Annotated in this window: 7 protein-coding genes and 1 tRNA gene; 5 read left to right on the top strand and 3 right to left on the bottom strand. The window is 65.8% G+C overall.

Annotated elements, in window-relative coordinates; all coding sequences use genetic code 11:
- Positions 1–109: 109 nt before the first annotated feature.
- Positions 110–1,558 carry an eCIS core domain-containing protein gene (locus FHS98_RS16410; protein WP_208402326.1) on the bottom strand — a complete coding sequence of 483 codons (1,449 nt, stop codon included), beginning with the start codon at positions 1,556–1,558 and terminating at the stop codon, positions 110–112.
- A 129-nt stretch (positions 1,559–1,687) separates the two neighbouring features.
- Positions 1,688–2,236 carry a hypothetical protein gene (locus FHS98_RS16405; protein ID WP_167107629.1) on the bottom strand — a complete coding sequence of 183 codons (549 nt, stop codon included), beginning with the start codon at positions 2,234–2,236 and terminating at the stop codon, positions 1,688–1,690.
- Positions 2,237–2,506: 270 nt separating this feature from the next.
- Between FHS98_RS16405 and FHS98_RS16400 the strand changes: the two genes are divergently transcribed.
- The gene (locus tag FHS98_RS16400; RefSeq protein WP_167107626.1) at positions 2,507–5,230 is read left to right on the top strand and encodes an eCIS core domain-containing protein; all 2,724 of its coding nucleotides are present in this window, start codon (positions 2,507–2,509) and stop codon (positions 5,228–5,230) included.
- 218 nt (positions 5,231–5,448) lie between these two features.
- On the opposite strand, the gene FHS98_RS16395 is transcribed toward FHS98_RS16400, so the two are convergent.
- Positions 5,449–5,535 (bottom strand) — tRNA-Leu (locus tag FHS98_RS16395).
- A 135-nt stretch (positions 5,536–5,670) separates the two neighbouring features.
- Between FHS98_RS16395 and FHS98_RS16390 the strand changes: the two genes are divergently transcribed.
- The 4 genes from FHS98_RS16390 to gltB all read left to right on the top strand — a co-directional run bounded on the left by FHS98_RS16390 (position 5,671) and on the right by gltB (position 13,653).
- Positions 5,671–6,606 (top strand): complex I NDUFA9 subunit family protein, encoded by a 936-nt coding sequence (locus tag FHS98_RS16390; RefSeq protein WP_167107623.1) that lies wholly within the window; start codon positions 5,671–5,673, stop codon positions 6,604–6,606.
- 68 nt (positions 6,607–6,674) lie between these two features.
- A complete protein-coding gene (locus tag FHS98_RS16385; protein ID WP_167107619.1) occupies positions 6,675–7,478 on the top strand; it encodes an undecaprenyl-diphosphate phosphatase in 804 nt (267 codons plus the stop codon).
- Positions 7,479–7,636: 158 nt separating this feature from the next.
- Entirely contained in the window at positions 7,637–9,097 is a 1,461-nt protein-coding gene (locus FHS98_RS16380) for an NAD(P)-dependent oxidoreductase (protein WP_167107616.1), read from the top strand.
- The gene (gene gltB / locus FHS98_RS16375; RefSeq protein WP_425057355.1) at positions 9,097–13,653 is read left to right on the top strand and encodes a glutamate synthase large subunit; all 4,557 of its coding nucleotides are present in this window, start codon (positions 9,097–9,099) and stop codon (positions 13,651–13,653) included. Before FHS98_RS16380 ends, gltB begins: the two co-directional genes overlap by 1 nt.
- Positions 13,654–13,705: the final 52 nt, after the last annotated feature.

Below are 13,705 nucleotides of genomic sequence, written 5' to 3'. Positions count from 1 at the left end.
TCAGATCCCCACGCGCCATCGCTGCTCCCCGCAAAGAGCTGCCTTGAATCAAACTTCAGGCCGTTTGGGAATCCACTTTGTCAACGCAACCTAGGCTCGAGGGAGCGGATCAGAAGTCCATGAGGCTCGACGAACTGATCGTCGTCTTTCCGACCTTATGCTCCTGCTCTTCCATCATTTCCTCAAACCCCTCGATCCTGGAGGGGTCGTATCCATAGCCGTCGGTGCCGACGACATATTCGCCGTCCTCGTCATAGGCGACGCCCTTGTCGACACGGTGCGGCGACATTTGCGCGGCATAATAGGAACCCGGGCTCATCGGCGCCTGCATATCGTCATCGTCCTCATCCCAGTCGTCCGGCTTCACGACATGGAGGTGGAGGCGGTTCGAGACGGGGATGTTGATCTTGCTGTGCGGTCCGTAATCGGGAATGTTGCCGTGCATATTATTGGCCGCCTTGAGCATTCGCTGCACGACGGGCGTGCTCAACGTGAGCGTCTCTCCCTTGGATTTGGCCAGAATGAGCGCAGCGCGCGCATTGACCATTTCATCGAGCTGCGCCTGGACCGATTTCCTGTACCAGTCCGCGACATTCTTGTCCGAGATCAGCGGGAGGTTCAGGTTCGCGCGTTTCACGGTCGCCGTGTAGAGACGGTCCGTCCAGCGCTTGAGATCATTGTCGTCTTCCTTGTTCGAGATAAAGAGCGCGACGCTCAGCTCGATCCCCGCATAAGGAAAGCGATGCGGCATCGCGAGATCCTCATCGGACGGACTCATCGCCGACTGATCCACGCCTGTCTGGATACCATAGGTGATCTTGGCGAGCTTGTAGGCAATGGAAGAGAAATTCGGACGTGTCTTGCCGTCCTTCGCCACCTTTCCATAATTCGCGAGCAGAAAGTCGAGGAATTCCACGGTGGTGTCCCACCCATAAGGCCCTTCCCCCTTTCCCGCCCAGCCCCGCAGATTGCCAATCCAGCCGCTTGCGAGATCGTCACCGATGGCGAGCTTGACGGCATCGACAAGCGCGTTGGTATCTTTCCCACCACTGGTCTTGTACGAACCCTTCAATGCTCCGGCCTTGATGTCGAAGACGCCCTGCACCGTTCCGCCTTGCGGTGCTGCCACCGGAGAAGCGGGGCCGGCCGCAGCCGGGCCAGAAGCCGCCGTGCGTCCCAGAGCGGCGCTGGCATCGCCCATCCGGTCGGCCTCGCGCTCCAGCCCCGGATCGTCATTCACGGCCGTGCCGCCAAGATCGAGCGTCGGCCTCACCCGCCCCTCGGCCTGCTGGACGACGTGCCATGCCTCATGAGGCAGATGCCTCTCCTGACCGGGAGCCAGATGGATGTTGGTTCCGTCCGCAAAGGCGTGCGCCTGAATCCTGGCCGGCTCGGGCGAGCCATAATGGACGCGGACGGCATCCATCGACATGCCCGATATGGATTCCAGTCCCGCCTTCAGTCCGTCGGGAAGGCCGGTGCGGTTCACCTGATGCGCGCCGCCACCGGGCGCCGCTCCCGGCACGGCCCTGCGCTGTATCGGGGCAGCGAGCGGCACCCGGCTGATGTCATGGCTCCGGGTCGGCGATGTCGCCGTGGGCGGCGAAGTCGAAACGCCGCGCTGCCGCGCGACAGGAGGAAGCGTCCCGGCCGGCTTGTGGAGGCGGGTGAAGCTCAATGGCCGCCCCTATTTGATCCGCATGATGGGCATGAGCGCAACATAGCCCGGAGCCGGCACCACGAAGGCATTCTCCGGGACCGTATGGTGGTGGTTGCCGTCATTCTTGCTGAGATCGTCCTGGGTCAGCGTATAGCGCCAGGAGGACGTCGGGCTGGCGTCCTGGATGACGCCGTTATACTGGTTGTCCACACCAGAGGCCTGGGTCGGCGAGGTTCCGAACGCCGTATTGGGCCAGCCTGCGGTATTGAACTGTTCATCGCCGCCGGTGTCGCCATAAGCGAGATTCCCGCCCGAGCCGAGAATGAAGCGATTGACGAGGTTGGGCAGCGCCATCCCGTTGAAGGGGCTGGCCGGATCGTCGACGACCTGTCCGTTGCACATCGCAAAGCCCGGCGGGAAGATCAGTTCCTTCGTGCCATTCTGGTCGGCAGGGTCCGTCTTGAAGGCCGTCGGTGGTGGATACCAGGATATCACCGTCCCGACGGGCACCGCGTAGAGGATCTCCACGGGTGGCTGCGACGGAGCCAAAGTGCTCGCGGGAGCGGAAGTCGCCATAGCGGCACGAGGCTAGGGACCGTAGCGGAGCCCTGCAAGTCGAATTGCCGTCAGTTCGAAACGACCATGTGACCATATTAAAACCAATGGTGGACGAACAAGCGGTTTTACGGAGGGTAACCCCCGGGCGGCCATCTCGTAGGGACGATGTCGACCGGAGTTGACCGATCGCGGGCATGACAATCCGCCGCGATGAACCCATTCGTCGTTTCCCCCTGCGGCTGTTCGGGCCATAGATGTCGCGACGATGTTTGCAGTGGAAGAAGCTGGATGCGCGCGCCTCTGCAATCCCGCCCCAAGCCGATCAAGGATGTGCGACGAAACGAGACGTCTTCCGCCCAGGCCAGTGAGCCCGTCGCGCAGCGCGTCACGATTGACCAGCCGGGCCTTCGGGGTATCGGCAGTCCACGCGAAACGGTCGCCGATTATGCCCGCTCGCATTCCTCCGGCATCGCTCGCACGACCGCGCCACCAAACCACACCGGGCTTTCCGACAAGCTGAAGAGCGGCATCGAGTCCCTCTCGGGTGTGGCGATGGACGATGTCCGCGTACACCGGGATTCCGCCGGTCCCGGCCGGATCGGCGCACATGCTTATGCCCAAGGCAACGAAATCCATCTCGCCCCCGGCGAAGACCGGCACTTGCCGCACGAGGCGTGGCACGTCGTCCAGCAAAAGCGCGGGCGCGTCCATGCCACAGCACGGGTCGAAGGCGGTCCTTCTTATAATGACGATCCTGCTCTTGAGCTCGAAGCCGATGCGATGGGCGCACGAGCGCTCGCGATCGACCTCCCGGGCGCGGCCCCCAGGCCGCTGCACGTTGCAAGCCCTGCAACGAGCGAAGCTCCCGTGCAGGGCGTCTGGGTCAAACGCAAAACGGGTCACGGCAAGGATGCGCCGCCTGGTCCCTGGATTCCCGCCCGCGAGGGCGAGGAAGGTGCGCAAGACACGCGAACGATGAAGATCGCGGAGCGTGGCGCGGTTCGGAGCGATCTGAATCTCATCAAGACGAGCGACCGCCAGGGACAGACCGCTCGAAAGGAACTGGACGAAGAGATTCGTCTGATCTCCGGCGATATCAACGAGGAAGACATACTCGCGCTCAGCGCGCCCCTGGCCGAATTGCAGACAGCCGCGGCGCGTGGGCCGCTCGTCCCCGCGGAACGGCGCAGGCTCGAAGAGATATCCTTTGCCGTGGTGCGCGCGCTCAGCCTGCTGCGCGAACATGACGATCTGGACGCCGATGCGACCAAGCTTCAGCTCGTTCTCGAAGCCTATGTCCGCCAGATCAACGCGATCGACGACAACGCCCTCAGCGGTGCGATCGTCGCGGCCGAAAGCGATGTCGATCTGCATGTGACGGCCGAAGACATCGCCGCCTATCGCGGAGACATCGCGGAGCGCGGCGTGTGGGGTAGCGGTGCGGAGGCATCCGCCATCGCCACCGCATTCAATTTCCGCTGCCGGATTCTCATCCTCTCCCGCACCCGGCGTTATGTGCAGGTCGATACGATAGGCCCGCCGGGAGGCGCGGCACGGAATATCGCGCTGCTCAACGTCGGTGCGCATTACCAAATCGTCAATCAGCACGCGCAGCCGGGCGGTGCGTTCAGCGAGGCGGATGTCGTCTACAATCCCGCCGACGACGGCGACTGCCTGTTCCGCGCGCTTCACTATATCGCCGCCGGCGGCGCGGCGACCGTGGCCGATAATGCACCGCCCAACGCGCCGCTGGACGAGGAGGCATTCGTCGCTCGCGCCCGCACCATCGTCTCGACGGGAATGACCGATGCCGACGTCACCAATTCGATCGTAGAGATCCGCAACTCTCGCAGCCGTGCCGGGCTGGGTCCGCGGCTTCGGGCACGCATGAACATGCAGGATCTGAGCGTCGACGATCTGCGCGCCCGCCTCCGCCGGACCGACAAGGCTGATGTCGAAATGCTCAACCGGATCCAGACGGAGGCCCAGGGAACTCCCTTCGAAGCCTGGGCGGGTCAGTTCAAGGCCCTGGGAGGGCTGCTCAAGGCCTATGAGAAGGTGCGCAGCGACATGCTCTCCGATCCAAGCCCGGATATCTCCGAGAAGAGGCGCGCAACCCATCTCGGCAATGCGAACGTGCTACGCGACCTTCTGCTCACGTCGATCGCAAAGGCCATGCCGCCCGTCGAGGAGGCGCTGGTCGAAAGCGAAGGGCAGGATGCGACGCTCGAAACCAAGCTCCGCCGCGACAGCCGCGACCAGCTCGAGCGAAGCGGCATCAAGATGACGCCTTCCCCCTCGAACCCCCATCAGATGATCGTCACCCGCGACGGCCACGAATTCGTGATGGATCGCATCGGCCAGCTCATACCCCGCTATGTCCATCGCGGCATTTCGGACTTCAATGAGGCGGAGCTCAAACAAGACGGGCATCTATATCCGACCGCGCTCAGCCCGATACCCAAGTCGAGGAAGGGCGAATATGACCAGAGCCTCAAGAGCAAATTCGCCAGGGAGGCCGCTGTCAGCGCATCGGGGATAGGCGCGAACAAGATCAAGGCCTCGCAGGAAATGGGGCATGTGGAAGGCGTTAAGCCATCACCGTTTCTGTCGACCACCGGGATCGCCGGCGGAACGATGAACCCTCAAGGCCAGACCTTCGGCAGCTCCGTCCGTGTCATCGATCTCGCCTATCTGCCGCCATCGGCGATCGCGGCCACCTATACGGATCGCGGCATGGGCTATTTTCTGCTCTCGGCATTCAAGGGAACCGCAGAGGAGAAAGCATCGCTCATCGCTCATGCCAGCGAATATGAAGAGCGTCAGTCCTCCACGCGCCAACAGATGGCCACGAAGCCCAGCACAAAGGCATTCACCGCCGACGACGCGGCAACCGCGGACCCAAGAATCTCCGGCAAGGAATGGCAGGCTTTGATGGACGTCATCCGCACACAGGAGATTTTGATCAGCGCCCCCATTCCAGATGCCGCGGTTCAGCATCCAAAGAAATAAAGCGCGGGACGCCGATCGGACTCAAGACATGTGGAATTGTCGGCGCGCCGAAAGCCTCGGCAGCGTACCGTCATGCGCCCTATCGCTTATTATGGCGTTGGCCGCTTCCTGCCTGACGGCTTCATGACAATCGGGAGAAGCCGACATTCGCGCGTTCGCTACCGCAACCGGACCCCGCAAGGGGTTGTTGTCGAGGCATAGCAGCCGCTTGTAGGAAATGGTGCCCAGAAGAGGACTCGAACCTCCACGACCTTGCGATCGCCAGCACCTGAAGCTGGTGCGTCTACCAATTCCGCCATCTGGGCACGGGGTAGGCCGCGGCGGATAGCGGCGGGTGAGCGGACCTGTCAACGGCAATTTTTCCTCGACGCTTGTTTTCCACAACAAGCGGAGGCAAGGCGACCCCACACACGGTTTTCGACACAAGGGATATGCAGGCGATGGCAGAGCTGGTGACGCTGTTCGGCGGGGGCGGGTTCCTGGGGCGCTATGTCGCGCAGGCATTGCTCCAGCGCGGCGTGCGGGTGCGGATCGTCGAGCGCGACCCCAAGCGCGCCTTCTTCGTCAAGCCGCAGGGCGGTCTCGGCCAGACCCAGTTCATCGCCGCCGACATCACCAAGCCCGATACGGTGCGCCGCGCCATCCAGGGCAGCGACGCGGTGGTGAACCTGGTCGGCCTGCTCTCGGGCAAGCTCCAGGCGGTGCATGTCGACGGCGCGCGCAACGTGGCCGAAGCCGCCGCGTCCGCGGGCGTGCGGGCGCTGGTGCATGTGTCGGCGATCGGGGCGAGCGTCGATTCGCCCACCGTCTACGGCCGCACCAAGGCCGAGGGCGAACTGGTCGTCCGCGGCGCCTTCCCGGCCGCGACCATCGTGCGCCCGTCGATCGTCTTCGGCGCCGAGGATCATTTCGTGAACCGCTTCGCCGCGATGATGCAGTCCGGCCCGGTGGCGCCGATCCTGCGGGCGGGCGTTCGCTTCCAGCCGGTGTTCGTCGCCGACGTCGCCAGGGCGATCGCCAACGCCGTGCTCGAGCCGAAGAGCCATGCCGGCCGCACCTTCGAACTGGGCGGGCCGGAAGTGATCGCGATGGGCGACCTCGTCCGCCGCACCGCCGCGATGATCGGCGCGACGCCGACCTTCCTCGAACTGCCGGACAGCCTGGGCGGCCTGATCGCCCGTTTCGGCTTCATGCCCTGCGCCCCGATCACGCAGGACCAGTGGCAGATGCTCCAGTCCGACAATGTCGCGGCGGCAGGCGCGGACGGTCTCGTCGCCCTCGGCGTGAAACCGACCGCGCTGGAGGCCGTCGCACCCGGCTGGCTGGTGCGATACCGGCGCGCAGGGCGCTTCGGGACGATCCGCAAGGCATCCTGATCTCTTTATGGGGCCGGCCGATGTGCCGGCCCTTTGTTTTTCCGGCTTCCGAACCGAGTGTCGCGTCCATGATGATTCTCCAGCCCATCCTCCTCGGCATCGTCGAGGGGTTGACCGAATTCCTGCCCGTCTCCTCCACCGGCCATCTGATCCTCGCGGGCGCGCTGCTGGGCTATGACGATGCGCAGTGGCAGGTGTTCAACATCGTCATCCAGTTGGGCGCGATCCTCGCCATCGTGGTGCTCTACTGGCGGACCTTCATGGCCGTGCTGCACGGGCTGATGCGGGGGCGGGCCGAATCCTGGCGCTTCCTGCGCAACATCCTGATCGCCTTCCTGCCCGCGGCCGTGATCGGCCTTGCCTTCCACAAGCGGATCGAGGCGCTGCTCACCCGGCCGGACATCGTCTGCTACGCGCTGATCGCCGGCGGCGTCGCGATCCTGCTCATCGAGAGGCTGGTGAAGCGGCACCGCCTCGTCGGCGTGTCCGCGCTGCCCGTGCCGACCACGCTCGGCATCGGCTTCATCCAGTGCCTCGCCATGATCCCCGGCGTCAGCCGCTCGGGCGCGACCATCCTCGGCGCGCTGTCGCTCGGCGTCGAGCGGCGGACGGCGGCGGAGTTCAGCTTCTTCCTCGCCATCCCGACCATGCTGGGCGCGACCGTGCTGGAGCTCGCCAAGAACCGCGCGGCGCTCGCCGCGCCGGGCGCGGTCGGCTGGCCGGAGATCGCGATCGGCTTCGTGACGGCCTTCCTCGTCGCGCTGGTGGTGGTGAAGGCGTTCGTCTCGGTGGTTTCGCGCCACGGCTTCGCGCCCTTTGCCTGGTATCGCATCGTCGCGGGTGCGGCGGCGCTGTTCTGGCTGATGCATTGATAGGTCCGTATCGGACGCATATGGCTCGATAAAATCCCTTCGGTCGCGGAAAGGCAGAAATTCGCCTCATTAATAGGTCAGTATATTTTACCTATCAGCGATTCCTTTCGTGACTCGCCCTTTCATCTATGCTTTCGCGTCCTCGACTGGAGGGCGCGATGGCGAAGAATTCAATGCAGACGTTCGTGGGCGTGGGGCAGGCCTACCCCGAGAAGCGTGCGGCCGAGATTCGCGCCGAGGATTTCGCCGAGATCACCCGCATCTATCTCGCGCAGAAGGCCGAGGAGCAGGCCAGCCGCTGCTCGCAATGCGGCGTGCCCTATTGCTCGACGCACTGCCCGCTCCACAACCACATCCCGGACTGGCTGCGCCTGACCGCCGAGGGGCGCCTGCGCGAGGCCTATGAGCTTTCCGCCTCCACCTCGACCATGCCGGAGATCTGCGGCCGCATCTGCCCGCAGGATCGCCTGTGCGAGGGCAATTGCGTCATCGAGTTCTCCGGCCACGGCGCCGTCACCATCGGCTCGATCGAGAAGTTCATCACCGATACCGCCTGGAAGGAAGGCTGGGTCGAGCCCGTCACCCCGACGCGCGACCGCTCGGACCAGTCGGTCGGCATCATCGGCGCGGGGCCGGCGGGGCTGACGGCCGCGGAGTATCTGCGCGGCCACGGCTATGACGTGCATGTCTACGACCGGCACGACCGCGCCGGCGGCCTGCTCGTCTACGGCATCCCCGGCTTCAAGCTGGAGAAGGAGGTCGTCACCCGTCGCATCGAGCGCCTGCGCGCCTCGGGCATCCATTTCCACCTGAGCTTCGAGGTCGGCCGCGACGCGACGCTGGCCCAGCTCCGCGAGCGCCACGACGCGCTGCTGGTCGCCACCGGCGTCTACAAGGCGCGCGCGATCAAGGCGCCGGGCGTCGGCTCGCCGGGCGTGGTGAAGGCACTCGACTATCTGATCGCGTCCAACCGCAAGAGCTTCGGCGATGCCGTGCCTGCGTGGGACGATGGCTCGCTCAACGCCGAGGGCAAGCATGTCGTCGTGGTCGGCGGCGGCGACACCGCCATGGACTGCGTGCGCACCGCCGTGCGGCAGGGTGCGAAGTCCGTGAAGTGCCTCTATCGCCGCGACCGCGCCAACATGCCGGGCTCGCAGCGCGAGGTCGCCAATGCCGAGGAGGAGGGCGTCGAGTTCGTCTGGCTCTCCGCCCCCAAGGCGTTCGACGGCGCGGAGGCGATCACCGGCGTCCATGCCGCGAAGATGCGCCTCGGCGCGCCCGACGCCTCCGGCCGCCGCGCGCCGGAGCCCGATCCGGGCAGCGACTTCCATCTGGAAGCCGATCTCGTGATCCAGGCGCTCGGCTTCGATCCCGAGGATCTGCCCCAGATGTTCGGCGCACCGGAGCTTTCCGTCACCCGCTGGGGGACGCTGCGCATCGATCACAAGACGATGCAGACTTCGCTGCCCGGCGTGTTCGCCGCCGGCGACATCGTGCGCGGCGCGAGCCTCGTGGTGTGGGGCGTGCGCGACGGCCGCGACGTGTCCGAGCGGATGCACGCCTGGCTCAAGGACAAGGCGAAGGCCGCCAAGGCGCAGCCCCAGACGGTGGCCGCGTGATGACCGAAACGAACGAACAGCGGAGCGAGGCAATGGCCCACTTCCCGACCCCCGAACATGAACGCCTCGCCAACGAAGGCATGTACCGCCCCGAATATGAGGGCGATGCCTGCGGCGTCGGCCTCGTCGCCGCCACCGACGGCCTGCCCTCGCGCCGCGTCGTCTCGGCCGCGATCGACGCGCTGAAGGCGGTGTGGCACCGCGGCGCCGTCGATGCCGACGGCAAGACCGGCGACGGCGCGGGCATCCATGTCGAGCTGCCCGTCCGCTTCTTCGACGATGCGATCGAGAATGGCGGCCACAAGCCCGGCCCCGGCCGCCTCGGCGTCGGCATGGTCTTCCTGCCGCGTACCGATCTCTCCGCGCAGGAGACCTGCCGCACGATCGTCGAATCCGAGATCATCGATTTCGGCTACACCATCTATGGCTGGCGTCAGGTGCCCGTCGACGTCTCGGTGATCGGCGACAAGGCGATGCAGACGCGCCCCGAGATCGAGCAGATCATGATACAAGGCCCGCAGCCGGGCAGCGTGGACGCGGCCGAGTTCGAGAAGAATCTCTACCTCATCCGCCGCCGGATCGAGCGCAAGGTGATCGAGGCCCAGATCCAGGGCTTCTACATCTGCTCGCTGTCGTGCCGGTCGATCATCTACAAGGGGCTGTTCCTCGCCGAGGAGCTGTCGGCTTTCTATCCCGACCTCTTGGACGAGCGCTTCGTCAGCCGCTTCGCGATCTTCCACCAGCGCTATTCGACGAACACATTCCCGCAATGGTGGCTGGCCCAGCCCTTCCGCACGCTGGCGCACAATGGCGAGATCAACACGGTTCGCGGCAACAAGAACTGGATGAAGAGCCATGAGATCAAGATGGCCGCGATCGCCTTCGGGGAGCATAGCGAGGACATCAAGCCGCTGATCCCGGCGGGCGCCTCCGACACCGCCGCGCTCGACGCCGTGTTCGAGGCGGTCTGCCGCGCCGGGCGCGACGCGCCGACCGCGAAGCTGATGCTCGTCCCCGAGGCGTGGCAGGGCGCCGCCGACATGCCGGACGCGCATCGCGACATGTATGCCTATTACGCCTCGGTGATGGAGCCGTGGGACGGCCCCGCCGCACTCGCCATGACCGACGGGCGCTGGGTCGTCGCCGGCGTCGACCGCAGCGCGCTGCGCCCGCTTCGCACCACGCTGACCGCCGACAATCTGCTGATCGTCGGCTCGGAGACGGGCATGGTCGTCGTGCCGGAGAGCACGATTGTCGCCAAGGGCCGGATCGGGCCGGGCGAGATGATCGCGGTCGATCTCGACGAGGGCAAGCTGTTCGGCGACACCGACCTCAAGGACCGCCTCGCCGCCGAGCACCCGTTCGGCGACTATGTGAAGGATTTCCGCGAGCTCTCCGACCTGCCGGTGCCGGAGGGCGAGCATGGCGTCCGCTTCGAGCGCGCCGAGCTGGTCCGCCGCCAGGTCGCGGCCGGCCAGACCATGGAGGACATGGAGCTGATCCTCAGCCCCATGGTGACCGACGCCAAGGAGGCGATCGGATCGATGGGCGACGACACGCCGCTGGCGGTCATCTCCGACAAGCCGCGCATCATCAGCCAGTTCTTCCGCCAGAACTTCTCGCAGGTGACCAACCCGCCGATCGATTCCCTGCGCGAAACGCGGGTGATGAGCCTGTCGACGCGCTTCGGCAATCTGGCGAACATCCTCGACACCGGGCCGGTCCAGTCGAACGTGCTGGTCCTCCCCTCGCCGGTGCTGACCTCGACCGACTGGGCGACGCTCAAGGCCCATTTCGGTGCGAGCGCGGCGGAGATCGACTGCACCTTCGACCCGGAAGGCGGGCCGGACGCGCTCCGCAACGCCATCGCCGAAATCCGCCGCCAGGCCGAGAAGGCGGTGCGCGAGGGCCGCTCCGAACTGTTCCTGACGGACGAGCATGTCGGCTCGGACAAGGCCGGCATCGCCATGGTGCTGGCGGCGGCGGCGGTGCATACGCATCTCGTCCGCCGGGGCCTGCGCTCCTATGCGTCGATCAACGTGCGCTCGGCCGAGTGCCTCGACACGCATTATTTCGCGGTGCTGATCGGCGTCGGCGCGACGACGGTGAACGCCTATCTGGCCGAAGCCGCCATCGCCGACCGTCAGGCCCGTGGCCTGTTCGGGGAACTGAGCCTCGAGGAATGCCTCAAGCGCCACCGCAAGGCGATCGACGACGGCCTCTTGAAGATCATGGCCAAGATGGGGATCGCGGTGATCTCCTCCTATCGCGGCGGCTATAATTTCGAGGCGGTGGGCCTGTCGCGCTCGCTCTGCAACGATCTCTTCCCCGGTATGCCGGCGAAGATCTCGGGCGAGGGCTATGCCTCGCTCCAGCTCTCCGCGCTGCTGCGTCATGAGAAGGCGTGGGACGCGGCGGTGGCGACGCTGCCGATCGGCGGCTTCTACCGCCAGCGCGCGGGCGGCGAGACGCACGCCTATTCCGCCACGCTGATGCACCTGTTGCAGACGTCGGTGTCGACCGACAGCTATTCCACCTATCTGCAATTCTCGCGCGGGGTGCGGGATCTGCCGCCGGTCTATCTGCGCGATCTGCTGGAGTTCAACTGGGCGCGCGAGGCGATCAACATCGACGAGGTCGAGGCGATCACCGAAATCCGCAAGCGCTTCGTGACGCCGGGCATGTCCTTGGGCGCGCTCTCTCCCGAGGCGCACGAGACACTCGCCATCGCCATGAACCGGATCGGCGCCAAGGCCGTCTCGGGCGAGGGCGGCGAGGACAAGTCGCGCTACACGCCCTACGAGAATGGCGACAACGCCAACTCGGTCATCAAGCAGGTCGCCTCGGGCCGCTTCGGCGTGACGGCGGAATATCTCGGTGCCGCCGAGGAGCTGGAGATCAAGGTCGCGCAGGGCGCCAAGCCCGGCGAGGGCGGCCAGCTCCCCGGCTTCAAGGTCACCGAGTTCATCGCCAAGCTCCGTCACTCGACGCCGGGCGTGACCCTGATCTCGCCGCCGCCGCACCACGACATCTATTCGATCGAGGATCTGGCGCAGCTCATCTATGACCTCAAGCAGATCAATCCGCGCGCCAAGGTGTGCGTGAAGCTGGTCTCCTCGGCGGGCATCGGCACGGTCGCGGCGGGCGTCGCCAAGGCCCATGCCGACGTCATCCTCGTCGCCGGCCATGTCGGCGGCACGGGCGCCAGCCCGCAGACGTCGGTGAAATATGCCGGCACGCCGTGGGAGATGGGCCTCACCGAGACCAATCAGGTGCTGACGCTCAACGGGCTTCGGCATCGCGTGAAGCTGCGCACCGACGGCGGGCTCAAGACCGGGCGCGACATCGTGATCGCCGCCATCCTCGGCGCGGAAGAGTTCGGCATCGGCACGCTGTCGCTGGTGGCGATGGGCTGCATCATGGTGCGCCAGTGCCATTCGAACACCTGCCCGGTCGGCGTCTGCACGCAGGACGAGAAGCTCAGGCAGAAGTTCGTCGGCACGCCGGAGAAGGTCATCAACCTGATGACCTTCATCGCCGAGGAGGTGCGCGAAATCCTCGCCCGTTTGGGTGTGCGCTCGCTCGACGAGATCATCGGCCGCACCGAGTTGCTCCGTCAGGTCAGCCGCGGCGCCGAGCATCTCGACGATCTCGACCTGAACCCGATCCTCGCCAAGGTGGACGCGCCCGACGACCAGCGCCGCTTCTCGATCGAGGGCAACCGCAACGAAGTGCCCGACAGCCTCGACGCGCAGATGTTGCGCGACGCCAAGGCCGTGTTCGAGCGCGGCGAGAAGATGCAGCTGACCTACTCGGTGCGGAACACCCACCGCGCCGTCGGGACGCGCTTCTCCTCCGAGATCACCGCCAAGTTCGGCATGAGCCATCTGGCGGACGGGCATGTCCATGTCCGCCTGCGTGGCTCGGCGGGGCAGTCGCTCGGCGCGTTCCTGTGCAAGGGCGTGACGCTCGAAGTGTTCGGCGATGCCAACGACTATGTCGGCAAGGGCCTGTCCGGCGGCATCATCGCGGTGCGCCCGACCGTCTCCTCCCCGCTCGACAGCCGCCGCAACGCGATCATCGGCAACACCGTCCTCTATGGCGCGACCTCGGGCGCGCTCTATGCGGCGGGGCAGGCCGGCGAGCGCTTCGCGGTCCGCAACTCGGGCGCGAATGTCGTCGTCGAGGGCTGCGGCGCCAATGGCTGCGAATATATGACGGGCGGTGTCGCGGTGATCCTCGGCTCGGTCGGCGAGAATTTCGGGGCCGGCATGACGGGCGGCATGGCCTTCATCCTCGACGAGGAGGCCTCGTTCGAGCACCACGCCAATCCCGACAGCATCGTCTGGCAGCGCATCGCGTCCGCCCATTGGGAGGGCGTCGCCAAAGGCCTGATCGAGGAACATGCGCGGCGCACCGACAGCAAGTGGGCGCACACCGTGCTCGCCGACTGGGAGCATATGCGCGGTCGCATCTGGCAGGTCTGCCCCAAGGAGATGCTGACGCGCCTGCCCCATCCGCTCTCCGACGAGGCGGCGGCGGTGGCGGCGGAGTAAGCCTGCATATCCGGGTCCGTTTCGCCACGGACGGACCCGGATCGTCACATCG

Source organism: Sphingomonas oligoaromativorans (assembly GCF_011762195.1).
GTDB lineage: Bacteria > Pseudomonadota > Alphaproteobacteria > Sphingomonadales > Sphingomonadaceae > Solisphingomonas > Solisphingomonas oligoaromativorans.
The sequence above is the reverse complement of the archived record's forward strand: the minus strand, read 5'-3'. Positions and strand labels throughout refer to the sequence as shown.